Source organism: Eilatimonas milleporae (assembly GCF_003688555.1).
GTDB classification, from domain to species: domain Bacteria; phylum Pseudomonadota; class Alphaproteobacteria; order Sphingomonadales; family Kordiimonadaceae; genus Eilatimonas; species Eilatimonas milleporae.
In genome coordinates this window covers 228573-254089 of the sequence record NZ_REFR01000011.1, presented here as the reverse complement: position 1 = coordinate 254089, position 25517 = coordinate 228573, and the positions used below count along the sequence as shown (strand labels likewise).

25 protein-coding genes are annotated in these 25517 nt (G+C 62.6%); 3 read left to right on the top strand and 22 right to left on the bottom strand.

The features are described from left to right. Positions 1–54: 54 nt before the first annotated feature. From sucD to zapE, 6 genes are all read right to left on the bottom strand, one after another. Complete coding sequence (sucD, locus tag BXY39_RS09300) at positions 55–930, bottom strand: succinate--CoA ligase subunit alpha (protein WP_121938588.1); 876 nt, start codon at positions 928–930, stop codon at positions 55–57. Then, on the bottom strand, positions 931–2100 hold the full coding sequence (sucC, locus tag BXY39_RS09295) for an ADP-forming succinate--CoA ligase subunit beta (protein WP_121938587.1): 1170 nt from the start codon (positions 2098–2100) through the stop codon (positions 931–933). A 51-nt stretch (positions 2101–2151) separates the two neighbouring features. Then, positions 2152–3114, bottom strand: a complete 963-nt coding sequence (gene mdh / locus BXY39_RS09290) for a malate dehydrogenase (protein WP_121938586.1) — start codon at positions 3112–3114, stop codon at positions 2152–2154. A gap of 336 nt (positions 3115–3450) precedes the next feature. Beyond that, positions 3451–5268, bottom strand: coding sequence for a PAS domain S-box protein (locus tag BXY39_RS09285; protein ID WP_170163789.1), 1818 nt, complete (start codon positions 5266–5268; stop codon positions 3451–3453). A 282-nt stretch (positions 5269–5550) separates the two neighbouring features. Next, entirely contained in the window at positions 5551–5808 is a 258-nt protein-coding gene (locus BXY39_RS19170) for a hypothetical protein (protein WP_147453533.1), read from the bottom strand. A 101-nt stretch (positions 5809–5909) separates the two neighbouring features. Further along, on the bottom strand, positions 5910–7250 hold the full coding sequence (zapE, locus tag BXY39_RS09280) for a cell division protein ZapE (RefSeq protein WP_245999026.1): 1341 nt from the start codon (positions 7248–7250) through the stop codon (positions 5910–5912). A 329-nt stretch (positions 7251–7579) separates the two neighbouring features. Between zapE and BXY39_RS09275 the strand changes: the two genes are divergently transcribed. Beyond that, entirely contained in the window at positions 7580–8137 is a 558-nt protein-coding gene (locus BXY39_RS09275; RefSeq protein ID WP_121938585.1) for a hypothetical protein, read from the top strand. Further along, positions 8134–8946 (top strand): tyrosine-protein phosphatase, encoded by an 813-nt coding sequence (locus BXY39_RS09270; RefSeq protein ID WP_170163735.1) that lies wholly within the window; start codon positions 8134–8136, stop codon positions 8944–8946. Before BXY39_RS09275 ends, BXY39_RS09270 begins: the two co-directional genes overlap by 4 nt. A gap of 27 nt (positions 8947–8973) precedes the next feature. Here BXY39_RS09270 and BXY39_RS09265 read toward each other — a convergent pair whose 3' ends face one another. From BXY39_RS09265 to BXY39_RS09235, 7 genes are all read right to left on the bottom strand, one after another. After that, positions 8974–9780, bottom strand: a complete 807-nt coding sequence (locus BXY39_RS09265) for a substrate-binding periplasmic protein (protein ID WP_147453532.1) — start codon at positions 9778–9780, stop codon at positions 8974–8976. A 151-nt stretch (positions 9781–9931) separates the two neighbouring features. Beyond that, the gene (locus BXY39_RS09260) at positions 9932–10756 is read right to left on the bottom strand and encodes an ABC transporter substrate-binding protein (protein WP_121938582.1); all 825 of its coding nucleotides are present in this window, start codon (positions 10754–10756) and stop codon (positions 9932–9934) included. Between the two features lie 81 nt (positions 10757–10837). Continuing rightward, a complete protein-coding gene (locus BXY39_RS09255; protein WP_121938581.1) occupies positions 10838–11614 on the bottom strand; it encodes a succinate dehydrogenase iron-sulfur subunit in 777 nt (258 codons plus the stop codon). Between the two features lie 23 nt (positions 11615–11637). Next, positions 11638–13437, bottom strand: coding sequence for a succinate dehydrogenase flavoprotein subunit (gene sdhA, locus BXY39_RS09250; RefSeq protein WP_170163734.1), 1800 nt, complete (start codon positions 13435–13437; stop codon positions 11638–11640). A 4-nt stretch (positions 13438–13441) separates the two neighbouring features. After that, positions 13442–13825 carry a succinate dehydrogenase, hydrophobic membrane anchor protein gene (sdhD, locus tag BXY39_RS09245; protein ID WP_121938580.1) on the bottom strand — a complete coding sequence of 128 codons (384 nt, stop codon included), beginning with the start codon at positions 13823–13825 and terminating at the stop codon, positions 13442–13444. A gap of 4 nt (positions 13826–13829) precedes the next feature. Then, positions 13830–14240 carry a succinate dehydrogenase, cytochrome b556 subunit gene (sdhC, locus tag BXY39_RS09240; RefSeq protein ID WP_121938579.1) on the bottom strand — a complete coding sequence of 137 codons (411 nt, stop codon included), beginning with the start codon at positions 14238–14240 and terminating at the stop codon, positions 13830–13832. A 187-nt stretch (positions 14241–14427) separates the two neighbouring features. Next, positions 14428–15327, bottom strand: a complete 900-nt coding sequence (locus BXY39_RS09235) for an HpcH/HpaI aldolase/citrate lyase family protein (RefSeq protein ID WP_121938578.1) — start codon at positions 15325–15327, stop codon at positions 14428–14430. Between the two features lie 262 nt (positions 15328–15589). Here BXY39_RS09235 and BXY39_RS09225 point away from each other — a divergent pair, with 262 nt between their 5' ends. Then, complete coding sequence (locus tag BXY39_RS09225; protein WP_121938576.1) at positions 15590–16501, top strand: sensor histidine kinase; 912 nt, start codon at positions 15590–15592, stop codon at positions 16499–16501. A gap of 129 nt (positions 16502–16630) precedes the next feature. Here the strand turns inward: BXY39_RS09225 and BXY39_RS09220 are convergent, their stop codons facing one another. The 9 genes from BXY39_RS09220 to ffh all read right to left on the bottom strand — a co-directional run bounded on the left by BXY39_RS09220 (position 16631) and on the right by ffh (position 25121). Further along, positions 16631–17653, bottom strand: coding sequence for an aspartate-semialdehyde dehydrogenase (locus tag BXY39_RS09220; RefSeq protein ID WP_121938575.1), 1023 nt, complete (start codon positions 17651–17653; stop codon positions 16631–16633). Positions 17654–17697: 44 nt separating this feature from the next. Then, a complete protein-coding gene (gene leuB / locus BXY39_RS09215; protein WP_121938574.1) occupies positions 17698–18795 on the bottom strand; it encodes a 3-isopropylmalate dehydrogenase in 1098 nt (365 codons plus the stop codon). Positions 18796–18850: 55 nt separating this feature from the next. Further along, on the bottom strand, positions 18851–19495 hold the full coding sequence (leuD, locus tag BXY39_RS09210; protein ID WP_121938573.1) for a 3-isopropylmalate dehydratase small subunit: 645 nt from the start codon (positions 19493–19495) through the stop codon (positions 18851–18853). 3 nt (positions 19496–19498) lie between these two features. Continuing rightward, on the bottom strand, positions 19499–20974 hold the full coding sequence (leuC, locus tag BXY39_RS09205) for a 3-isopropylmalate dehydratase large subunit (RefSeq protein ID WP_121938572.1): 1476 nt from the start codon (positions 20972–20974) through the stop codon (positions 19499–19501). A 203-nt stretch (positions 20975–21177) separates the two neighbouring features. Continuing rightward, positions 21178–21555: a 50S ribosomal protein L19 gene (rplS, locus tag BXY39_RS09200; RefSeq protein ID WP_121938961.1), complete on the bottom strand. Its 378-nt coding sequence runs from the start codon at positions 21553–21555 to the stop codon at positions 21178–21180. A gap of 5 nt (positions 21556–21560) precedes the next feature. Further along, positions 21561–22304, bottom strand: coding sequence for a tRNA (guanosine(37)-N1)-methyltransferase TrmD (gene trmD / locus BXY39_RS09195; protein ID WP_245999024.1), 744 nt, complete (start codon positions 22302–22304; stop codon positions 21561–21563). Positions 22305–22445: 141 nt separating this feature from the next. Continuing rightward, entirely contained in the window at positions 22446–23048 is a 603-nt protein-coding gene (gene rimM, locus BXY39_RS09190) for a ribosome maturation factor RimM (protein ID WP_121938571.1), read from the bottom strand. Between the two features lie 134 nt (positions 23049–23182). Further along, entirely contained in the window at positions 23183–23587 is a 405-nt protein-coding gene (gene rpsP, locus BXY39_RS20020) for a 30S ribosomal protein S16 (RefSeq protein WP_121938570.1), read from the bottom strand. A gap of 106 nt (positions 23588–23693) precedes the next feature. Then, positions 23694–25121, bottom strand: coding sequence for a signal recognition particle protein (gene ffh, locus BXY39_RS09180; RefSeq protein WP_121938959.1), 1428 nt, complete (start codon positions 25119–25121; stop codon positions 23694–23696). Between the last annotated feature and the right edge of the window lie 396 nt (positions 25122–25517).

The following is a 25517-nucleotide window of genomic DNA, read 5'->3' as shown; positions in this document are numbered from 1 at the left end:
ATACGTGGCGGGGTATGCGGGCAAACCGCCGCCGTTCAGCCGAAGGCCGGGGCGTTAGCCCTTCATGGCCTCCAGCAAGGTTTCGCCCAGTGCCGCCGGACTGTCCGACACGCGGATACCGGCGGAGCGCATGGCGTCGATCTTGTCTTCGGCACCGCCCTTGCCGCCGGAAACAATGGCACCGGCATGGCCCATGGTGCGGCCCGGAGGCGCCGTGCGTCCGGCGATGAAACCGGCCACCGGCTTCTTCACCGGCGACGCCTTCAGGAATTCGGCGGCCTCCTCTTCGGCCGAGCCGCCGATTTCACCGATCATGATAATGGCGTGCGTCTCATCGTCGGCAAGGAACATGTCCAGCACATCGATGAAATTGGTGCCGTTGACCGGGTCGCCGCCGATGCCGACGCAGGTGCTCTGGCCGAGACCCGCCGCCGTCGTCTGGGCAACAGCTTCATAAGTAAGCGTGCCGGAGCGCGAAACAATACCCACATGGCCCTTCTTGTGGATGTGACCGGGCATGATGCCGATCTTGCATTCATCCGGCGTGATGACGCCAGGACAGTTGGGCCCGACCAGACGGGTCTTGGACTTTTGCAAAGCCCGCTTCACCCGCACCATGTCGAGCACCGGAATACCCTCGGTGATGCACACCACCAGATCCAGCTCGGCGTCGATGGCCTCCAGAATGGCGTCGGCGGCAAAGGGGGGCGGCACGTAAATGACCGAGGCATTGGCGTCCGTTTTCGCCCGGGCATCGGCCACGGTGTCGAACACCGGCAGGTCCAGATGCGTGGCGCCGCCCTTGCCCGGCGTCACACCGCCGACCATTTGCGTGCCGTAGGCGATCGCCTGCTCGGAGTGGAAGGTCCCTTGCGCCCCGGTGAAGCCCTGGCAGATGACCTTGGTGTCTTTGTTGATCAGGATCGACATTTACGCGGCCTCCTTCACGGCCTTGACCACTTTTTCTGCGGCGTCGTTCAGATCGTCGGCCGCGATGATCGGCAGGCCGCTGTCGGCCATGATTTTCTTGCCCAACTCCACATTGGTTCCTTCCAGACGGACGACGAGCGGCACGCTCAGCGCCACCTCGCGGGCCGCCGCGACGACGCCGTCGGCGATCACGTCACAGCGCATGATGCCGCCGAAGATATTAACCAGAATGCCTTCCACATTGTCGTCGGACAGAATGATCTTGAAGGCCTCGGTCACCCGCTCCTTGGTGGCACCGCCGCCCACATCGAGGAAGTTGGCGGGCGCGCCGCCCTTCAGCTTGATGATATCCATGGTCGCCATGGCCAGGCCCGCGCCGTTGACCATGCAGCCGATATTGCCGTCCAGGCTGATATAGTTGAGATCGTATTTGCTGGCCTCGATCTCCTTCGCGTCCTCTTCCGATTCGTCGCGCAGCTCGCGCACATCCGCGTGGCGGAACAGCGCGTTGCCGTCGAACGACATCTTGGCATCCAGCAGGATCATCTCGTCCGCTTCGGTCAGCACCAGCGGGTTGATCTCCAGCAGCGAGGCATCCAGTTCGGTAAAGGCCTTATAGAGGCTGGCGACGACCTTCTGGCACGCCTTGTTGGCCGCCCCTTCCAGCTTCAGGCCGAACGCCACTTCCCGGCAGTGAAAGGGTTGCAGGCCGGTGGCCGGATCGATGGTGATGGTCACGATCTTTTCCGGCGTGTTTTCGGCCACTTCCTCAATGTCCATGCCGCCTTCGGTCGACGCCATGACGGCGATGCGGCCGCTGGCACGATCCACCAGCAGGGACAGATAATATTCCTTCTTGATGGCGCAGCCGTCTTCGACATAGACGCGCTTGACTTCCTTGCCCTCGGGGCCGGTCTGGTGCGTCACCAGCGTCTTGCCGATCAGCTCGGTCGCGGTGGCGCGCACATCGTCAAGGGATTTCACCACTTTCACGCCGCCGGCCTTGCCGCGGCCGCCCGCATGGATCTGCGCCTTGACGACCCAGACGGGACCGCCCAGCTTTTCCGCCGCCTCGACCGCCTCGTCCGCGGTATAGGCAACGCCGCCGTCCAGTACGGGGACGCCGAAGGTCTTCAACAGGCCCTTGGCCTGATATTCATGGATATTCATCTGCTGGCCTCTTTCAGTGCACGATGAAGAAGAGTGACGACCAAGCCCGTCTTAGGCGAGGGTCGAATCGATGGTCAGGCACGCCTCGACAAGGCCTTTGACGGCACCGACCGAATGATCGAAGCCGCTTTTCTCCTCGCCGATCAGGTCGATCTCGACAATTTTTTCAATACCGCCCGCGCCGATGATCGCCGGCACGCCCACATACATATCGCTCAGGCCGTATTCACCGTTCAGATGGGCGGCACAGGGCAGCAGACGCTTTTTGTCCTTCAGATAGCTTTCCGCCATCTGGATCGCGGAGGCGGCCGGCGCGTAAAAGGCCGACCCGGTTTTCAGCAGGCCGACAATCTCGGCGCCGCCGTCGCGCGTGCGCTGGACAATGGCGTCGATCTTTTCCTGCGTGGACCAGCCCATTTTCACCAGATCCGGCACCGGAATACCGGCCACAGCGGAATAGCGGGTCAGCGGCACCATGGTGTCGCCGTGACCGCCCAGGACAAAGGCCGTGACATCCTCGACCGAGACGTCGAATTCTTCCGCCAGAAAATGACGGAACCGCGCGGAGTCCAGAACGCCCGCCATGCCGCAGACCTTTTCCGTCGGCAGGCCGGAGAATTTCTGCAACGCCCACACCATCGCGTCCAGCGGGTTGGTGATGCAGATGACAAAAGCGTTCGGCGCATACTGCCTGATGCCCTCGCCGACGGCTTTCATCACTTTCAGATTGATGCCGAGCAGGTCGTCCCGGCTCATGCCCGGCTTGCGCGGCACACCGGCGGTCACGATGACCACATCGGCACCCTCGATGTCCTTATAAGCATTCGCGCCCTTCAGCGCGGCGTCAAACCCGTCGACCGGGCCGCTTTGCGCCAGGTCAAGCGCCTTGCCCTGGGGCAGCCCCTCGACAATGTCGAAGAGAACGATATCGCCCATTTCCTTGAGGGCGGCGAGATGAGCCAGCGTGCCGCCGATTTGGCCGCCGCCGATCAGTGCAATCTTTTTTCGTGACATGATTAAAGACTCCTCCAGGGAACGCGCGAGTGAACTCTAAAAATACTCTTCAAAACGCCCCGGCAGGGATCACGCCCGGGACCGGTATGGATGCGGCGCGGCCGGGAAAACATCGGCCGGAATATCCGCCGGAACACCCTTACCCGGACCCCTTATACAGAGCGACGGGCACCGCTGAGTGCGATGCCCTGATTGCCGGGACAGAAAAGTCCGACCGCTTCCTAGCGCGTTTGCGACCGCCCCGCAAGAAAAGTTGGCGCTATTCGCACCATATCGGTCCGTCACACGGATCGAAGCATTCCTCAGGGGTATATCTTGGCGTTATAGCCTCCGGCGTCACACCGACTGAAGGACACGGCAGAGTTCGACCCCGCCGGCGGCATAGTCGTTGACCGTCCCGACCGAGGCGGAAATATCCGACAGGCCCTGATTGATTTCGCTGACCGCGATGGCCGCCGTCTGCATGTTGGAGGAGATTTCCTTGGTCGCCGCGCTCTGCTCATCGATGGAACCGGCCACGCTGGTCACACTGGACTGCACCTGACCCACCGCCGTGTTGATGGTTTGCAGCTTGTCGACCACATCACCGGCAATCGATTGCATGCCGCTGATTTCACCGGCGATCTGATCCGTGGCCTTGGCCACCTCGCTCGCCAGGTTTTTCACCTCGTTGGCGACCACGGCAAAGCCCTTGCCGGCCTCGCCGGCACGGGCGGATTCAATCGTCGCGTTCAGGGCCAGAAGATTGATCTGTCCGGCAATGTCCTGAATCAGCTCGACAATGGTGTTCATTGCCTCTGCCGCGCTGTTCAGGGCCTGTGTCGACTGGTCCGCCGCCTCCGTCTGGGTCATCATCTCGGCCACGGCTTTCTGCGACACGATCATGCTTTCCGAGATTTCCCTAAGGGACGCATCCGATTGTTCCGCCGCCGATGCCACCGCCTGAACCGTGGCCTCGGTCTGCGAGGACGCCGATGTGGCCGATGCCGACTTGTCGGTGACCGTCGTCACACTGCTGAGAATTTTGTTGAGACTATCGGCCACTTCACCGCCGATCCGCTCGCGTTCCATCCGGGCCGTCACCCGCTCGGTCACATCGCTGGCGAATTTGACCACTTTCAGCGGCCGGCCGCTGGGGTCCAGAATCAGATTATAGGTCGCCTGGATCCAGACCGCGCGCCCGCCCTTGGCGATGCGCTTGCACTCCCCGCCCTGATGTTCGCCCCGCCGCAGGGCCTCCCAGAAGGCGGCATATTCGCTGCTCGCCTTATACTCGGGTTCGACAAAAATACTGTGATGACGGCCTTGCACTTCGCCTAAGGTATACCCCATGGCCTGCAAAAAATTGGCGTTGGCCGTGCGGATGGTGCCGTCCAGATCGAACTCGATCACCGCCTGGGCTTTGTGGATCGCTTCGATCTGTCCGCGATAGTCGGCGTCGCGCTGCTTCTGCGCGGTGATGTCGACGGCGAATTTGACGACCTTGAACGGTTTGCCGCCGGCATCCAGGATCGGCGTGTAGGTGGCCTGGATCCACACTTCGCTGCCGTCCTTGGCGACCCGCCTGTACTCGCCGGCCTGGTGCTCGCCCCGCCCCAGGGCCTCCCAGAAGCGGGCATATTCGCTGCTCGTCTTATACTCGGGCTCGACAAAAATGCTGTGCGGGCGGCCCTGCACTTCCGTCAAAGTGTAGCCCATGGCCTTGAGGAAATTGTCGTTGGCCGTGCGGATGGTGCCGTCCAGATCGAACTCGATCACCGCCTGCGATTTGTGGATCGCTTCGATCTGCCCCTGATAGTCGGCGTCGCGTTGCTTCTGCGCGGTGATGTCGACGGCGAATTTAACGATCTTGAACGGTTTGCCGCCGGCATCCAGGATCGGCGTGTAGGTGGCCTGGATCCACACCTCGCGCCCGCCCTTGCCCAAACGCCTGTATTCTCCGCTGTGGAATTCCCCCCGCCGCAGCGCCTTCCAGAAGGCGGCATATTCGCTGCTCGTCTTATACTCGGGCTCGACAAAAATGCTGTGCGGACGGCCCCGCACCTCGGCCAGGCCATAGCCCATGGCCTTGAGGAAATTGTCGTTGGCCGTGCGGATGGTGCCGTCCAGATCGAACTCGATCACCGCCTGCGATGCATGGACCGCCTGCAACATGGCCTCTTGGTCCCGGACCGTCCCGGATATGTTGCGAAGGAATTTATCGAACACTGTTTTTCCTTTCATGCACAGCCCGACGCCATGCCACCCCAACGCCAAGTGGGGCATTCATGGACGCCATGTCTGTCACGCGGCGCCTGTCGTCGGCAGCATGTCGTCCTGTTCAGGAGGCGGATTTGAAAAATCCGCGCGTTTCCCCGGCGCCGGCGCACCGAAAGCCCCCTAATTCCGCAAGCATTATGAACACACGCGGTGAATAAGGGGGACCACACTTTTTTGTCAAATACGCAATCTGCCAAAACTTTGCAAAACGTCCGCAGTAAAGGTCGAGGCAATGCACGTAAAAAGAGGATTTCCCGTTGAATAAGAACTCCGTAATTCAAGAAATACGACTTCGGAGCCTGCAACAGGGAACAAAAGGCCAGGCATCCCGGCCGATTCCGGCACTGATTCCGGTACAGCCAAAGCTCTCGGACAGGCGGCGGATACACCCTTTACCCAACGCACCTCATGCCCACTACCAATGCCGTTGGTCATAGACGCCCCCCGCCCGGCCGGCAATTTGACTATGCAAATTGCATAGTCAAATTGCGCGGTCGATTTGGCCGAACAAAATTCGGACAAACGGCCTCAAGATATCATGCGGGAGCAGATTCAGGCACACCGTGCGGACGGGCCAGATAAGTTTCGGACTGCATCTCGTGCAGGCGACTGGCCGTGCGCTCAAACTCAAAAACCCCGTCACCGGAGACATACAGGTCGTCCGGCGGCACCGCCGCCGAGCACAGCAGCTTGACCCCATGCTCATACAGGGCATCGATCAGGGTGACGAACCGCTTGGCCTCATTGCGTTTTTCCGGGCCCATTTGCGGGATCGCCACCACGATCACCGTATGAAACCGCCGTGCCACCGCCAGATAATCGGCCGCGCCCAGCGGCCGGGCGCACAGACGCTTGAAGGAAAACACGGCCACGCCCTTGGCCGCCTTGGGCACGAACAGGGTTCGCCCCTGCACGGTCAATGTGTCCGACGGCACACGGGCAGGATCGTCGTCATGGCAGTCCGTCAGCCGGAAAAAGACCTCGCGCAGGGCTGCCGTGGTCTCAGCGTCGACCGGGGTGTAATAGGTTTTAACCCCTTTCATCCGGTCCAGCCGGTAATCGGTGGGCCCGTTCAGACCGACCACATCGAAGCGGGCCTTGATCATATGGATGAACGGCAGGAAAAGCTGGCGGTTCAGGCCGTTCTTGTACAGATCCTCCGGCGGCCGGTTTGATGTGGCTACCACCACGACGCCCAGTTCCATCAGTTCCCGGAACAGACGCCCCAGCACCATGGCATCGGCAATGTCCGTGACCTGAAGTTCGTCAAAACACAGCAGCGTCGCCTCGCAGGCGATCTGACGGGCAACCGGGGGCACCGGATCGTCGCTGGAGGCGCGGCCGCCCCTGTCGACCCGTTCCCGCGGGCCGAGGGCACGCCATTCCTTCAGCCGGGCATGAACATCCAGCATGAAATCATGAAAATGCACGCGGCGTTTCGCCCCGACCGGCGCGGTGGCGAAAAACAGGTCCATCAACAGGGATTTGCCGCGCCCGACGCCGCCATGAATATACAGGCTTCTCGGCGGCGTCCTGTCGCCGCCGCTCCAGCGGAACCGGTTGAACAGGCGCCAGCTTTTGATGGTCAGGCCGCGCGCCCGCCCGCCGATGTCCGGATATCCCTCCAGGTCATCGTGCAGGCGCTGCAACCGGTCGACAAGACCGGCCTGGGCCGCGTCTTCGCGCAATTCCCCGTCCGCGCGCATCCTGTCATAGGTCTCTCTCGGATTTGTGCCCGGCACGCCCCCCAGACGATTGCCCGAATGATTGCCGGAACGGCTATCGGAATGCATATCGGGACGGGTGTCGGAATCGGTCTCCGGACCGGATCCACGACCGGAAATGGCGCTATCGCTCTGATCATCCGGCCGGGACATGCCCTGTCTCCTGTACAAACGCGCGCCGGGACCTCCGGCAGCGACTGTGAACAACGGGGCGTTTTGGTAGCATGGACACATACAGGGCGCAAAGCATCACGCAAACAACACTCAAGCCGGCATCTTGGACAACGCTGAACGCCCTCGGCAGGAACCGGGCCGGACTGAAACCGGAGTGCCCCGCCCACCCGTGACGAGGGGCGGTTCGTCTCCGGCTTATAACCCACGGCACCACAGCGGTAACCACTCGGCCATTACACGGTAAGTACACAGCAATTACTCTGGGAAAAGCCGTTTCGTATCGCTATCGTGCCGCAAGGGAGAAGCGTATGTTTGTCAAACCGGTTTTTGTTGCGACAGCTCTGCTGTCGGTCGTTCTTATGGCGGTCGCGGGGGGCACACTGCCCGCCGGCGCGCAAGGGGCCGGGGCACCCTGCCGCGAGGCGCCGGGGGGCGACGCCCTCGATTTCTGGCTCGGCACCTGGGACGTTTACGACAACGGCCAGCCCGTCGGAGCCAATCATATCGAATCCGCCCTGGACGGCTGCGCGGTATTTGAACACTGGGTCAATGCCGCCGGCGCTGAAGGCAAAAGTCTGTTCGCTTTCAGCGCGGCAACGGGCGTCTGGACACAGCTTTGGGTCACCGACAACACCAGTTGGCCCGGCAGCATCAAACTGAAACGCCATCAGGGCCCACATGACGACGGCAGCGTGCGCTTTCAGACCACGGTCGAGAAGGCCGACGGCAGCCACTATCTGGACCGGACGACCCTGACCCCGGTGCCGGACGGTACCGTGCGTCAGGTCATCGAAATTTCTCTTGATGACGGTAAAACATGGCAAACCATGTTCAACGCGGAATACCGGCGGCAAACGACACCATGACAGACACAACCACACCGGCGCAGGGCCGGCACATCGCCCTTGAAAGTGTCGACAATTTTCGCGACATGGGCGGATACAGGGCCCGGGACGGCCGCACCGTGCGCTGGGGCCGGCTGTTCCGCTCCGGTCACCTCGGCAATATGAGCGAAGCCTGCGGCACCGAAATGCTGGCACGCGACATAGAAACCGTCATCGATTTCCGCTCGGACGCCGAAAAGGAACATCGCCCCGTCCAGTGGCCGTGCACATGGCGCCCCCGCTATCATGCCGTTCCCATCGGCGGCAATGCCGCCGCATGGGTCCGCGCCATGATCGCCAGCATCGCCGAGGCGGATTTCCCGGCGGATGAAGCTCGCGCCCAGTTTCTGACGGCGTTCAAAACCATCCCCATCCAAAATGCGCCGGGGCTGAAAACCCTGTTCGACATCCTGCTGGACGATCACCAGGGAAACGCCGCCCTGTTTCACTGCACGGCGGGCAAGGACCGCACCGGCATAGCCGCCGCCCTCGTTTTGCGGGCCCTGGACATTGACGAGGAACAGGTGCTGGAAGATTTTCTGATGACCAATCAGGTGGTCGACCTGGACACTGCGTCCGCAGCCCTGGCCGAACGCATCGGCGCCAGGGCGGGAAAACAGGTCACGCCGGAAGCCGTGCGCCCGCTGGTCGGGGTCGAGGCGGACTTTCTGCGCGCCGCCGACACCGCCATCGCCGACAGCTTCGGCAGTCTGTCGGCCTATATGCGAACCGCCCTCGGGTTGACGCCGGACCGGCGGGACAGACTGAAAGACATATATCTGGCCGGCTGAACGGCCGGCCGGTGCGGCGGGCCGTATTCAGGTCTCCGGGACGGTCGAGGATATGCTCTTTGGAGCGCTTAGGGGCATCGCCGCCCCATCCGTTCCCGTCACTGCCTCCAGGATCTCCACGATCCGGCCACGGGACCGCAACCGCGCAATCGCCGTATTCAGCCGGACCAGCAAATCCTGCCGGCTGCCATGCACGCGGGCACTCAGGCGGGACTGCCGGTACAGGCCGCCCAGCTTCACAGGCAAGGGCCGACGCCGCATCTGCCAGCGGAATTCCTCGATATTGATAATGCCCACGTCGGCCCGGCCCACGGCCATGACCTGCATCATGTCCCCCCATCCCGTCACATCGACCCGTCTGCCGAAAAAAGGTTCGCCTTCATAGGTAAAGCCGCGAATGGCCGCGATACGCAGCGCCTTCAAGTCCTCGGGCACGGAGACGACAAGATCGCTGCCGGCCGCCAGGATGTAATACTCGCCGGTCTCGATAAGGATGTCAGTGAACATCTGACCGCTTTTTTCAGCCGCCGTCATATGCCAGGCCGGGTCCGCGCAGCAGTCCAGCAGAATCCGGCCTTCGGTGAACATCCGGCGTTTGCGGCGCTCGGGGATACGCATCATCACGGCGGCAATGTCCGCTTCGCGCAGAATCTCCTCCCAGATCATCTGAAACGGGTGGGACGATGACATGCCCGTCACCACCGGCACGGTGGCGATACCCTCCGGCACACCAACCGCCGCGGGCGCGGTGAACAGACTGTAAAACACACAGCATACCACCCAGGCCGCCATAAGACCGCCGGACCGGAACACGCGCGCGGGTACCACCTTCACGGTCAACTCCGTCGCTGGTGCCAGGGACCGCCGGTGCGGTCCGGGACGGCCCCGACACATTTTCAGACACCTTGTCTCGCTTAACGAAACTATTCCGCGCGTAAAAGTTACAATATATCTATATTTAAGATTAATTTGATTAAAATTGCCTTTAATTCAGAAGACTCGGCCCATGTCCTACCGCGTGCTCGGGCACGGGCACATGGTGAACGCCCTCCTCGATCAGGGCGGCGATACGGCCGCTTTCGGTTAGCCGGTCGATGGCCGCGTTCACCGCCGGCAACAGGTCCCGGTACCGGTCATGCAGGCGGACATGCACACTGTAGCGGTCATGCACGGGGCCCAGTTTCAGCGTCTTCGGGATCGTGCCGTGGCTGCGTCGCCAGTGGTATTCGAGATCGTTGATGAACGCAAAATCCGCGCGCCCGGCGGTCAGCACACGGACCACATCCCCCCAGTCGCGCACAGTGACGCGATTGGTCAGGATTTCATCCCCCTCGAAATAATATCCGGCGATGGTGGCATAGCGCTTTTCCAGAAGCACCTCACGCGTCGCCGGAGTCCCCGCCAGCACCGGCGTGAAGATATAGTGCTCCACAAGGCTGTAAAAGGCCGTGCTGAAATGCATGTCCGCCGGGTCTTCTCCCGGTCTGAGCCAACGCGGGTTGAGGCAGCAGTCAATTCCGATCCGGCCATCGATGAAGTCGCGGCGGCGCCGCGCACCAGGCAGGTCAACCATCGTCACCGACAAGTCCGCATCCGCCAGAATGGCCCGAAAGGCCAGATTAAGCGGCCCGGTCGGCGACCCGCTGACCCGGATCGGCAGGTCCACCCGGGTGAACGTCTCGCGGTCGGCAAGCGCACGGGCATCAATTTCATGGGTATCAATCTTATGGGCAAGAGTATCGGTGACCGCCGCCGGTACGGCGGCGGCAAGGCAAAACGTCACCGCAAACAGGCTGCGGATACGGCACACGACCCTTTTCCCCAAAAAACCGCGAAACCCGCCGGGCACTCATCCGGCGGGCTTCGGCCTCGCTCATACTGAAGGCGGGTATCAGCCCTTGCGCTCCAGCATCATCTTCTTGATCTCCGCAATCGCCTTGGCCGGGTTCAATCCCTTCGGGCAGGCATTGGCGCAGTTCATAATGGTATGGCAGCGATACAGCCGGAAAGGATCTTCCAGATCGTCCAGACGTTCGCCGGTCGCCTCATCCCGGCTGTCCACCAGCCAGCGATAGGCCTGCAACAGAACCGCCGGTCCCAGATATTTGTCCGAATTCCACCAGTAGCTGGGGCAGCTCGTCGAACAGCAGGCGCACAGGATGCACTCATACAGGCCGTCCAGATGCTCCCTGTCCTCGCGGGATTGCAGACGCTCCTTCTCGGGCGTGGTGGACTGGGTCTGCATCCACGGCTTGATGGAGGCATACTGGGCGTAAAAATTGGACAGGTCGGGCACCAGATCCTTGATCACCTCCTGGTGCGGCAGCGGCGTGATCTTGACGTCGCCCTTGATGTCGTCGATCGCCTTGGTACAGGCCAGGGTGTTTTCACCGTCGATATTCATGGCGCAGGACCCGCAGACCCCCTCGCGGCAGGACCGGCGGAAGGTCAGGGTGGCGTCCATCTCGTTCTTGATCTTGATCAGGGCGTCCAGAACCATCGGCCCGCAACTGTCCATGTCCACCTCAAAGGTGTCCATGCGCGGATTTTCGCCATCATCCGGGTTCCAGCGGTACACCGAAAAGGACTTGGTCGTCTCCGCCTCGTCCGCCTTGACCGTCTTGCCCTTGCCGATCTTGGAATGTTTCGGCAGCGTGAACTCAGCCATTGCGTGTCTCCCTTTCCGGCACCTCAGTACACCCGCGCCTTGGGCTTGATATACTCGACTTCATCCGTCAGCGTGTAATTGTGAACCTCACGGTAGCCGATCCTGGCGGATGTACCGTCAAACCAGGCCGCCGTGTGCTTCATCCAGGTTTCGTCATCGCGGTCCGGGTAATCCTCATGCATGTGCGCGCCACGGGATTCCTTGCGGTTGGCCGCGGAATACATGGTCAGCACCGCCTGCGGCACCATATTCTGCAATTCCAGCGTCTCGATCAGGTCACTGTTCCATACAAGGGAGCGGTCACTTGTCTTCAGGTCGTCAAGACCGCCGACCACCTTGTCGATCAGGGTCTTGCCCTCTTCCAGCACTTCGTTGGTGCGGAAAACGGCGCAGTTGTTCTGCATGGTGCGCTGCATGCTCAGACGCAGCTCGGCCGTCGATGTGGACCCGTGGGCATAGCGTGCCGCGTCCAGACGGCCCAGTGCCATGTCCTCATACCCCTTGGGCAGGGGTTTGTGCGTCGCGCCCGTTTTCACCAGTTCGGGCACCCGCTTGCCCACGGCGCGGCCGAACACCACAAGGTCGATCAGCGAATTCGATCCCAGACGGTTGGCCCCGTGGACGGATACACAGGCCGCTTCGCCGACGGCGAACAGGCCGGGCACGATCCTGTCCTGATCCTCGGGCGTCGGATTGATCACCTCGCCCCAGTAATTGGTGGGAATGCCGCCCATATTGTAATGCACGGTCGGCAGCACAGGGATCGGCTCGCGGGTCACATCCACGCCGGCGAAAATTTTCGCCGATTCCGAAATGCCCGGCAGGCGTTCGGCCAGAATGGCCGGGTCCAGATGATCCAGATGCAGATGGATGTGATCCTTGTTGGCGCCGACGCCGCGCCCCTCGCGGATTTCATTGGACATGGAGCGCGACACCACATCGCGGCTGGCAAGGTCCTTGGCCGAGGGGGCATAGCGTTCCATGAACCGCTCGCCCTCGCCGTTCACCAGATACCCGCCTTCGCCGCGCGCACCCTCGGTGATCAGCACCCCGGCACCGTAAATGCCCGTGGGGTGAAACTGGACAAATTCCATATCCTGAACCGCCAGACCCGCGCGCAGCACCATGCCGCCGCCGTCACCGGTGCAGGTGTGGGCCGATGTGGCCGAGAAATAGGCCCGACCATATCCGCCGGTCGCCAGAACGGTGGCATGCGCGCGGAAGGCATGCAGGGTGCCGTCTTCCATATTCATGGCGATGACACCGCGGCACTCGCCGTCCTCCATGATCAGATCAATGGCGAAATATTCGATAAAGAAATCGCTGTCATGCTTCAGCGACTGCTGATACAGCGCGTGCAGCATGGCATGGCCGGTGCGGTCAGCGGCCGCGCATGTACGCTGCGCGGCGGCGCCTTCGCCGAAATGGGTCGTCATGCCGCCAAAGGCCCGCTGGTAAATCCTGCCCTCTTCCGTGCGGCTGAACGGCACGCCGTAATGTTCCAGTTCATACACGGCCGCCGGCGCCTCGCGCACCAGATATTCAATGGCATCCTGATCACCCAGCCAGTCCGACCCCTTGACGGTATCGTACATATGCCAGGTCCAATGGTCCTCGCCCATATTGCCCAGGCTGGCGGCAATGCCGCCCTGTGCCGCCACCGTATGGCTGCGGGTGGGAAACACCTTGGTGATACAGGCCGTCTTCAGGCCGCTTTCAGCCAACCCCATGGTCGCGCGCAGACCCGACCCGCCGGCGCCGACAACAACGGCATCATATGTATGAACAGTGACAGGATAGGTCTCGGTCAGGGCCTCAGACATGCCTTTATCCCCCGAAAGCAATACGCAGAACTGAAAAAATCGACAGGGCCGCCATCAGAATGGTGGCAAAGGTCAAAAGCAGCATCAGCGCCACCTTGGTCGATGCGGTATGGACGTAATCCTCAATCGTCACCTGAAGGCCAAGACGCAGATGGTACATCAGATTGGCCACAAAGAGGATCACCACCACGGCGACGACCGGCTGCGCCATCCAGGCGACCCAGTCGGCATGGCCCTTGCCGGCATTGCCGACGGCGGACACAAGCATGAACAGCACAAGGGGGATGTTGGCAACCGCCGTGACACGCTGAACCCACCAGTGATGCGTACCGTCCTTGGCCGAGCCCAGGCCGCGCACCTTCGACAGGGGTGTTTTGAAATCGCCCATCGCCTTAAATCTCCCCCATCACCATATAGGCGGCAACCCACACGCCCACCGTGGCCAGACTGGAAAACACCAGGGTCAGCCGGGCGGACAGCCGGTTGATCTTCAGGTCGTACATATTGCCCGCATCGGTGATCAGGTGGCGCACACCGGATGCCATGTGCTGCATCAGGCTGAAGGTGATGCCGAACAGAACCACCCGCCCGGCCCATGTGCCGAACAGGGACTGCACCATGTTGAAACTGTCATGGCCCGTCGCCATCGCCGTCAGCCACCATGTCAGCAAAACGGCACCGACAGCCAGCGCGACCCCGGTCATCCGGTGCAGGATGGAGACCAGCATGTGCGGCCGCCAGCGATAGACATCGAGATGCGGCGATAGGGGGCGTTTGACCTGTACCGGTTTTGCCTGTGCCATAGTGCGTTTCCCCCAACAAAATACGTCAAATGGGTTGTCCTAAATTACGGATAGCCCGCTCGTTCGGATCACTTTGTACAGAGCACACCCGGTTGCGGCAAGGTGTGATTTGTCACACCGGGGCGGCAATGCACGCCGGATGGGCCGTCATACAGCCGGTCCGCCCTCCCTCAAACGGTATCGGCGCTCAAAGGGCGGCGATGGCCTCGGACAGGGCGATCAGACGGCGCGCATCGTCCACATGCAGGGCCTCGATCATCCGGCCCCGGTAGGTGGCGACCCCGGCCCCTTCTTCCGCCGCGGCCTCATAGGCCGCGATCAGCGCGCCGGCATCCTCCACATCGGCACGGCTGGGGGCAAACACCGCATTGGCGGTATCGATCTGGCTCGGATGGATCAGGGTTTTGCCGTCAAAGCCCATATCGCGCGCCTGCTCGCACTGCACCCGCAGGCCGTCCGTGTCCCCAATGGCACCGTACACACCGTCCAGTATGGCATGGCCGTGGGCGCGCGCCGCCAGCATCGCCAGACCCAGCGCCGTGATCACCGGTTCACGTGTCACCGTCTGCCGGGCCTGAAGCCCTTTCGACAGGTCGTTGGTGCCGACCACCAGACAGGCCAGCCGGGGATGTGACGCGGCAATCGGGTCCGCGTTCAAAAAGGCACGCGGCGTCTCCAGCATCGCCCACAGCGCCATGGACCGGGGCGCGCCCCGGCGCAGCATGCGGTCGGCGACCAGACAGACACTGCCGGCATCCTCAACCTTGGGAATGAGAATGGCGTCCGGGCCGGCCTTCACCACCGCCCGCAGGTCATAGGCCCACCAGTCGGTGTCGGTGCCGTTGATGCGCACCGCCACTTCGCGGCGGCCGAACGCCCCGGCGGCAATCGCTTCGGCCGCCTGCCGCCGGGCCACATCCTTGGCATCGGGTGCCACCGCATCCTCCAGGTCCAGCACCAGCGTATCGGCCGCCAGCGTACGCGCCTTTTCCAGGGCCCGCGCATTGGAAGCCGGCATGAAAAGAACACTGCGGCGGGGCCGGCACGGATTGGAAAAGGGGGCCTGCAAAACGGCACTTCGAGGCATGATCGTTTCCTCCTGCGTGATTTCGGGCGCCTTCGACGGCAAGGCATGTTATTCTGTAATGGAATACCCGGTATACCGGCACCCGGCGACACGTCCTGTAGGTGCCCGTATGACGGTGGAGGGTCAAGGGGCTTTCGCAAGGCAGGATCAGCACGACATCGGACGGGGTGTGGCCTCTGTCCATGTCCGCATCGGTGTCTACACGCCGGTGTCTGCACACGAGGGGTGCCGTTAAAGGCAGTGCGGGACGAATGTTAAGGGCATGAATACCAAAAAGGATATATCGGGCACGCCGCCGGATCGCGGAAAAACCGGCCGTGGGTCCCGCGCGGCCGGCGGCACCCGGCCTGCCGTTCCCTTCACCCTCGTCACCACGGACACGGCGCCATCTGCGGGTGCACCGGAAACACGGCCTGAAGCACGGCCTGAAACACGGTCTGGAACGCCATCTGAACCCCGAGCGGAAACACAGACGGATTATCTGTCCTATATCTCCGATGAGGTCAGAAGCCCGCTGGACGCCATCATCGGATATTCCGACATGATCCAGGCGCCCGATCTGGACCGGGAAACGCTGCGCGGCTACGCCCGCGAAATCGGCGGCATGGCCAGCGATCTGCACCGTCTAATCGACGAACTGCTGTGCATGACCATCATCGACAAAGCACCCGACCCGGCGGATGAAAGGACTTTCAGCCTCGTCAAGCTGGGACAGGACTGCCGGCGCGACATCCTGCGTCAGGCCCGCGCCAAGGGTCTGCGCCTGCCGCCCATTGCCGCCGAGGATGCCGTCTGCGTCAGGGGCGACCCGCAGCTGGCCAAACGCGCCCTCCTGAACATCCTCGCCAATGCCGTCGCATACTGCACCAGCGGGGCTATCTGCATCACGGTCGGGCGCGGCGACGGCCGCGATGACGGGGCCACCCTCAGGATTGAAGACAGCGGTCCGGGCATTGCCGCCGACAAACTGGACAGGCTTCGCCGGGTCCCCGCCGATGTCCCCGCGCTTCAGCGGCTTCACACCACGGGGCAGGGGCTGGGCCTGCCGCTGGCGGGCATCATCATGGCACGCCATCAGGGACATCTGGATATCCGCAGCACCCCCGGCGGTGGCACCACGGTGGTCATGGCCTTACCGACCGGTCGCACCAGCCCGGATGATTCCTTTATCTGAGGCCCCTGTCTGAGGCCCCTGCCTGACACCCCTGCCCGGCACACCGGCAATCCGCCATCCCCGCCCGATCCGGATATTCGGGCCAAGATCGGCCAAAGGGCAGGCAGGAACAGGAACGAAGCCCGGGGCTCAGGATGCCGTCAGCAGGCCCTGATTGACCAGGGATTCGGCGATCTGTACGGCGTTCAGCGCCGCCCCCTTACGCAGATTGTCGGACACCACCCAGATATTCAGGCCGTTTTCCACCGTCGGGTCCTTGCGGATACGCGAGATATAGGTGGCGAAATCGCCCACGCACTCCACCGGCGTCACATACCCGCCGTCTTCGCGCTTGTCGACGACCAGACAACCGGGGGCCTCCCGCAGAAGGGCGCGCGCCTCGCCGCTGGCGATCGGCTTTTCAAACTCGATGTTGATCGCCTCCGAGTGGCCGACGAAAACCGGCACCCGCACGGCCGTGGCCGTCAGCTTGATGTCCGGATCCAGCATCTTCTGCGTCTCGGCCACCATCTTCCATTCTTCCTTGGTGGATCCGTCATCCATGAACACGTCGATATGGGGGATGACGTTGAAGGCGATCTGCTTGGTGAAGTTTTCCGGCTGGATCGGGTCGTTCACGAACACCGCGCGCGTCTGGCTGAACAGTTCGTCCATGGCCGCATTGCCCGCGCCCGAGACCGACTGGTAGGTGGACACCACCACACGTTTGATCGTCGCCTCGTCATGCAGGGGTTTCAGCGCCACCACCATCTGCGCGGTCGAACAGTTTGGATTGGCGATGATGTTTTTCTTTTTGAAATCCTTCAGGGCATGGGCATTGACCTCGGGCACCACCAGGGGCACGTCCGGGTCCATGCGGTACAGCGAACTGTTGTCGATCACCACCGCGCCCGCGGCGGCGGCCTTCGGCGCATACTCCTTCGACACACCCGACCCGGCCGAGAAAAAGGCGATGTCCACGCCCGTGAAGTCGAAACTGTCAAGCGCGACGATGTCCAGTTCGCGCTCGCCGTAACCGACCGTCTGGCCGATGGACTTGCGCGAGGCAATGGCGATCACCTCATCGGCGCCGAAATCACGCTCCGCCAGTATGTTCAGCATTTCGCGCCCGACATTGCCGGTCGCGCCCACTACGGCAACCCGAAACCCCATGGGTCTACTCCCTGTTCAAATCACGTTAAATATGTCTTTGGCCCTCAGGCTGAAACCCGTGCGACAATCGCATCCGCCATGCCGTCGGTGCCAATCACCTTTGCGCTATCCACCGCGCCGCCCGCCGCGAGATCGGCGGTACGGTATCCATCGGCCAGCACACGGTCCACCGCCCGCTCAACCGCATCCGCCGCCGCGCCCTCATCCAGCGAATAGCGCAGCGCCATCGCCAGACTTAAAATGGCGGCGATGGGGTTGGCCACGCCCTGCCCCGCGATATCGGGGGCGGACCCGTGCACCGGTTCATACAGCCCCGGTCCGGACGACCCCAGCGAGGCCGACGGCAGCATGCCGAGCGATCCGGTCAGCATCGCCGCCTCGTCCGACAACAGATCGCCGAACAGATTGTCCGTCAGGATCACGTCAAACTGCTTCGGCTGTTTGACAAGCTGCATGGCGCAATTGTCGGCCAGCATATGATCCAGGGTGATATGACTGTACGAGGCCGCGTGCAGGCTGGTGACCTCCTCGCGCCACAACAGGCCGGATTCCATGACATTGGATTTTTCCGCGCTGGTCACACGGCCCCGCCGTTTGGCCGCCATGTCAAAGGCGACAACGGCGATACGGCGGATTTCCGCGTCCGTGTAGCGCTGCGTGTTGATGCCGACGCGGCTGCCGTCGTCCTGGGTTTCAATCCCGCGCGGCTCGCCGAAATAAACGCCGCCCGCCAGTTCGCGCACGAACAGAATGTCCAGTCCCGCCACCAGGTCGCGCTTCAGGCTGGACGCATCCGCCAGGGCATCGAAACACAGCGCCGGCCGCAGATTGGCGAACAGGTCCAGCTCTTTGCGCAGACGCAGCAATCCGGCCTCCGGACGGTTGCCGTAAGGCTGGTCCGCCCATTTGGGGCCGCCGACAGCACCGAGCAGGACGGCATCGCTGGCCCGCGCCAGCGCCAGCGTGTCATCGGCCAACGGTACGCCATATGCATCGATGGCGGCCCCGCCCACCTGATCCTCGCCAAGATCGAAGGACAGGCCGTGATGGGTTTCCAGGGCGGCGATGACCTTGCGGACGGCGGCCATGATTTCCACTCCGATCCCATCCCCGGGCAGGAGCAGCAAGCGATGCTGTGTCATGAAAGTAAGCCTTTATTCTGGTGCGCCCGGAGGGTGCATTTGGGCCCCGGTGTCCCTAGGCGGTGCCACCGGATGCCGGACGGCTGGTGCCGTGATGGCGGTACAGCCAGGGCAGCATATGCTTCTGCTTTTCCTCAAAGGCCGAAATCGCCTCTTCACGGGTCAGCGTCTGGCCAATCTCGTCCAGGCCCTCCACCAGCATGCGCTTGTGCTCGGCCGTATAGTCGAAGGGATACACCACCCCCCCTTGCGTGCGCACTTCCTGCGCCGGCAGGTCAATGGTGACGGGCCGCGCGGCATCGCCCTCGGCCATCAGCGCATCCACCTGGTCCTGCGGCAGAACAACGGTCAGAATCCCGTTCTTCACACAGTTTCCGGCAAAAATGTCGGCAAAACTCGGCCCGATGATGGCCCGATATCCCATGTCGCGAATGGCCCAGGGCGCATGTTCGCGGCTGGACCCGCAGCCGAAATTGGCACCGGTCAGCAGAATTTCCGCCGTGTTGTAAGGCGCCCGGTCGAACACCGCCTCTCCGTGCAGCGCGCCGTCCGCACCGTAGCGCAGGCTTTCAAAGGCAAAGCGACCCAGCCCGGTGCGCTTGATGGTCTTCAGATGCCGCGCGGGCACGATGATGTCCGTATCCACATTCACATTGGGAAAGGGGGTGGCAATGGATGTCAGTGTGGTGAATGCCTGCATGTCTCAGCCCTCCCCGTTTGTCGTTGTATCCGTCATGGTCCGCACATCGGTAAAACGGCCCGCGACGGCCGCCGCCGCCGCCATGGCCGGACTCATCAGGTGCGTGCGCGCCCCCGGCCCCTGCCGTCCGACAAAATTCCGGTTGCTGGTCGAAGCCACGCGTTCACCCGCGCCGGCCTTGTCCGCATTCATACCGAGGCACATGGAACAGCCCGGCTCGCGCCAGTCGAACCCGGCCTCGGTGAAAATGCGGTCCAGGCCTTCGGCTTCCGCCATTTCCTTCACAAGACCCGAGCCCGGCACAACGATGGCCTCCAGCACATGCGGCGCCACATGCCGTCCGCTCACCACGCTGGCGGCGGCGCGCAGATCCTCGATCCGGCTGTTGGTGCAGCTGCCGATGAACACCCGGTCAATAGACACGTCCTGCATGGGCGTGCCCGGCGTCAGTCCCATATAGTCGAGCGCCTTTGCCGCCGCTTCGCGCTTTGTCGGCTCGGCGAAACTGTCGGGCGCCGGCACCTGCGCCGTCACGGGGATCACATCCTCCGGGCTGGTGCCCCACGTGACCAGCGGCGCGATTTCATCACCGGCAATCGACACCGTGCGGTCGAATACCGCGTCCGCGTCAGTTTTCAGCGACTGCCAGAAAGAAACCGCCTGCTCCCATTCGGCGCCCTTCGGCACCATGGGCCGCCCCTTCAGATAGGCGACAGTCTTTTCATCCGGAGCGATCAGACCGGCGCGCGCACCGGCCTCGATCGACATATTGCACAGTGTCATGCGCCCTTCCATCGACAGGGCTTCGACAAGCGGGCCGCAATATTCAATCACATAGCCGGTGCCGCCGGCCGCGCCGATCTTGCCGATCACGGCCAGCGCCACATCCTTGGCGGTGCAGCCGGGATGCAGCTCCCCGGAAATGTGCACACGCAAGTTTTTCGCTTTTTTCAGAACCAGCGTCTGCGTGGCCAGCACATGTTCAACCTCGCTCGTGCCGATACCGATGGCAAAGGCACCGAAGGCACCGTGGGTCGATGTGTGGCTGTCACCGCAGACAATGGTCAGCCCCGGCTGGGTAAAGCCAAGCTCGGGCCCAATCACATGGACGATGCCCTGCCGCACGTCCGACATGGGGATGTAATCCAGTCCGAAGGCCGCGACATTTTCCTCCAGCGCCGCCAGTTGGGCGGCGGACATCTCGTCGGGGTTCGGCTTGTCCCGGTCCTTGGTGGGGACATTGTGGTCGGGTACCGCCAGCACCGCTTCCGGACGGCGCACGGGCCGATCCGCCATGCGCAGGCCCTCAAAAGCCTGCGGCGACGTCACCTCATGGACAAGATGGCGGTCGATATAAATCAGGGCGACGCCATCCTGACGTGCCTCAACCGTATGCAAATCCCAGATCTTGTCATAAAGGGTCTTGCCCACACCCTGTCTCCCAATCGCAGTTACAAACACACCGACACGCACACACATATCCGCACGGCACACCGTCCGGCCAGACCTATCATCGCGGTCCCAGGCTCATCATCAGGGCTGTGCCGCACCCATTATAATAGACCTCAGGGCCTTATGACAAAAGCGGCGGACGCCCGTGCGCCCGCCGCTTTATGATCAAACAGGACGCACGCCGCAATAAAAACCAACGACACGCCCGAATTTTGAAAGATTGTGTCGCGTTATTTTCCGACCTTGCGGAAGTCCTTCTTCTCGGCGATCCGCGCGGCCTTACCCGTACGGCCCCGCAGATAATACAGCTTGGCGCGGCGCACCTTGCCCCGGCGGATAACGGTAATCTTGTCCACGCTCGGACCATACAGCGGGAACACCCGCTCAACGCCCTCGCCGTAGGAAATCTTGCGGACGGTGAAATTGGAGTTCACCCCCTTGTTGGCACGGGCGATGCACACCCCTTCAAACGCCTGAATCCGCTCGCGTTCGCCCTCGCGTACCTTCACGTCGATCCGCAGCGTGTCGCCAGCCTGGAAATCTGGGATTTCCTTGCCCTCGGTCAGTTTGCCGATCTGCTCCTGTTCAAGCTTCTCGATAATATTCACGGCTTTCATCCTTCATCTTTCTTGTCCCGCACATAGGTCGACCACAGATCCGGCCGGCGTATGCGGGTGATTTCTTCTGCTTTTTCCCGGCGCCAGTCGGCGATCCGGCCGTGGTGCCCGCTCACAAGCACCTCGGGGATTTCCCGGCCCTCCCACATCTGGGGCCGGGTATAGTGCGGATACTCAAGGAGCCCGCCCGTAAAACTTTCTTCCCACAGTGTTGCCGCCGCCCCCATCACACCGGGGATCATGCGGATAACCGCATCCAGCATGGCCAGCGCAGCCGGCTCACCACCGGACAATACAAAATCGCCGAGGCTGATTTCCTCAACCCCGCGCGCTTCCAGCACCCGTTCATCCACCCCTTCAAACCGGCCACACAACAGGGTAACGCCGCCAGCGTTCAGCCACCGTATCGCCTCCGCCTGGTCAAAGCGCCGACCCCGCGGGCTCAGATAAATCAGCGGCCAGTCCTGCCCGGCCCGGGCAAGGGCCGCATCGATCGCCCCGGCGACAATATCGGCCCGCATAACCATGCCGGGGCCGCCACCGGCGGGGGTGTCATCCACGGAGCGGTGCTTATCGCTCGAAAAATCGCGGATGTCCAGCGTTTTTAAGGCCCAGAGCCCCTGCTCCAACCCCCGGCCTGCAAGGCTTTGTCCAAGGGGGCCCGGAAACATCTCCGGGAACAGGGTCAGCACCTGCGCGGCAAAGGGTGTCTGTACCTGCTGCTCCGCCATTTCCGCCATGCTTCTTCCCATTATACCTAGGCACAGCGCCCAATAGTCAGACCAGTATCGGCCAAGTATTTGCAGTCAATATTTGGCGCCCAAACTCGGCACTCAGCATTTTGCTGTCGGGGCTTGCCTCCAATGCTTAACCATCAGGGCTCACCCTTGCTCCCGGGTGTCCGTGCCCTGAAGACCCGCAAGCCAGGCCGCCATGTCCACTGTGATCCGGCCACCGGCGATATCCACATCGGGCACCAGCACCTTGGTAAAGGGGATAAAGGCATAGCGGCCAAGACCCTTGACCGGCGTGTCCAGAACCAGTTCGATCAAGTCCCCGGCGCCGAAATTGTCGACCGCGCGCACATGGCCGACGCGCGCGCCCTCGGGGTCCACCGCCGCGAGGCCGATCAGGTCGGCCAGGTAAAATTCATCCTCGTCCGCCGCCGCTCCAAGAGCCGCGCGGGCCACATAAAGGCCCCGGCCTTTCAGGGCCGTGGCGGCTTCGCGGCTGTCCACGCCGTCAATATGGACGATAAAACCGTCCTTGACCGCGCGCAGACGCCGCAGGGCAACCGGCGCGCCGCCCGGCCCGTCACGCAGATCGCCGTAGGAAAACACCGCCTTCGGGTCCTCGGTGAAGGACACCAATCGCACATCCCCGCGCACACCGTGCGGGCCGGCGAAACGGGCCACCTGCAACCAGTCGCCGTCATCCGCCGCCAGAACCCCCCGGCGCCGGCGCTCATCCGTTTCAGCGGTCATGACTGCATGCCGGCCATCGGCACCCGCTCCCAAGCGATCAGTGACGCCCTCTTGCGCCAAGGGTTCATGAGTACGGTTTCATGACTGGCGCCCGGTGGACAGGCCGGACCGGTCCGGTCCGGCCGGAACCCGGATTATGCCTCGGCTGAGTCCGTGGCTTCTTCCGCCGGCGCGTCGGCCTCAGCGGCTGCGCTCGCAACTTCCTCAGCCTTCTGGCGCTTTTCCTCGGCGCGCTCAACCGCCTTCTGGCCCGGCTTGCCCTTGTTGGGGTTGCTGCGAGTTTTCTTTTCGATCAGGCCCGCCGCCTCGAGAAAACGGGCGATCCGGTCGGACGGCTTGGCGCCCTGGCCCAGCCAGTGCTTGATGCGCTCCTCGTCGAACTTGACGCGGTTTTCGTCGTCTTTCGCCAGCATCGGGTTATAGATGCCGATCTTTTCGATATAGCGTCCGTCACGCGGGGCGCGGCTGTCGGCCACGACGATGCGGTAGTAGGGGCGTTTCTTGGCGCCGCCACGGGCCAGACGAATTGCAATTGCCATTGTTCAGTTTCCTTTCAGTCTTCAATCTCAAACGTTTTTCAAGGTCCGGACAGGATCCCGTTTGAAAAACCCGCCCAGGGTAACAGTCGCTCAGTGCGCGCCGCACTCAGCTCAAAAGCTTGTCGAAACCGGGGGGCAATCCGCCGGGCAGTCCGCCCGGACCGCCCAAACCACCGGGACCACCCAAACCACTGCCCGGCCCTCCGGGCACCATCGGCATGCGGCCCGATTTGCCCATCTTCGACATTTTCTTCATCATCTTCGCCATCTGCATGTGCATCTTCAGCAGCTTGTTCACCTCCGGAACGGTGGTGCCAGAACCGGCGGCGATGCGCTTCTTGCGGCTGGCGTTCAGGAGTTGCGGTTTGGCGCGTTCCTTCGGCGTCATGGAATCGATGATCGCTTCCTGCCGCTTGAACATGCCGTCGTCCAGCGTCGCGCCGGACAGCGCCTTTTTCATCTGCCCCATCCCCGGCAACAGGCCGAGGACGCTTTTCATGCCGCCCAGCTTCTTCATCTGACGCAACTGGGTACGCAGATCGTCCAGATCGAAGGTGCCCTTGGCCATCTTGGCGGCCATTTTTTCGGCATCTTCCTTCTCGATCGTCTCGGCAGCCTTTTCCACCAGGCTGACCACATCCCCCATGCCGAGGATACGGCTCGCCACCCGTTCGGGGTGGAAATCCTCCAGCGCGTCGGCTTTTTCGCCGGTGCCGATCAGCTTGATCGGCTTACCGGTGACCGCCCGCATGGACAGGGCCGCACCGCCGCGCCCGTCGCCGTCCATCCGCGTCAGTACCACACCGGTGATACCGACCTGTCCGTCGAATTCCTGCGCCACATTGACGGCGTCCTGGCCGGTCAGGCTGTCGGCCACCAGCAGGGTTTCCAGCGGCTGCACGCCGTCCCGTACCGCCTGCACCTCGGCCATCAGCGCGGCATCCACATGCAGGCGCCCGGCGGTGTCCAGCATCACCACGTCGAAACCCTGAAGCCGTCCGGCTTCCATGGCGCGGCGGGCGATGTCCGCCGGCAACTGGCCCTTGATGATCGGCAGCGTCTTTACGCCAATCTGTTCGCCCAGAACCTTCAACTGCTCCTGCGCCGCAGGCCGCCGCGTGTCGAGCGAGGCCATCAGCACCTTCTTACTGTCCTTCTCGGTCAGCCGCTTGGCGATCTTGGCCGTCGACGTCGTCTTACCAGACCCCTGCAAGCCCACCATCATGATCGCCACTGGCGGCAGACCGGCGGTGTTGACCGGGGCGCTTTCCGTCCCCAGCATGGCAACCAGTTCGTCATGGACGATCTTGATCACCTGCTGGCCCGGCGTCACCGATTTCAGCACCGTCTGGCCAACGGCCTTTTCCTTCACCTTGGCAATGAAAGACTTGACCACCGGCAGCGCAACGTCCGCCTCCAGAAGGGCCACACGCACCTCGCGCATGGCGGCGGAAACATCCGCCTCCTTCAGCGCGCCGCGCCGTTTCAGGCCGTCCAGAATGCCGTTCAGGCGATCTGACAAGCTGTCGAACATGGTGCCATCCATCCTTCTTCAAACCGGCGCATCCCATTCCCGCGCCCACATCCGGACCGGGCTGACAGGCCCGCCTCCGGCACACGGCCCCGACACCTCATAAGATGGTGCCGCCACCCCCCGGAACCAAGGGCTCCCAAAACTCAAAGCCAAGGGCCCAGGCATCCGGGACGGTACACAGCACAAACACACCCGTGGGCGACACTCGCTGACGGGTGGGTATCCCGGCACGCGGCGCTCTGCTCGCGCGGCCTTGGACACAGGTCACATATGTGGCTTCTGGGAAGCAGCGGCGCTTTTAGGGAAATATCGCCACTGTGTCAAGCCACTCTGCCGGCCGGGCGCTGTTTCGCCCGTGGCCGTTTGGCTGTAAACTCCTCGCCGGCACCCGTCCGC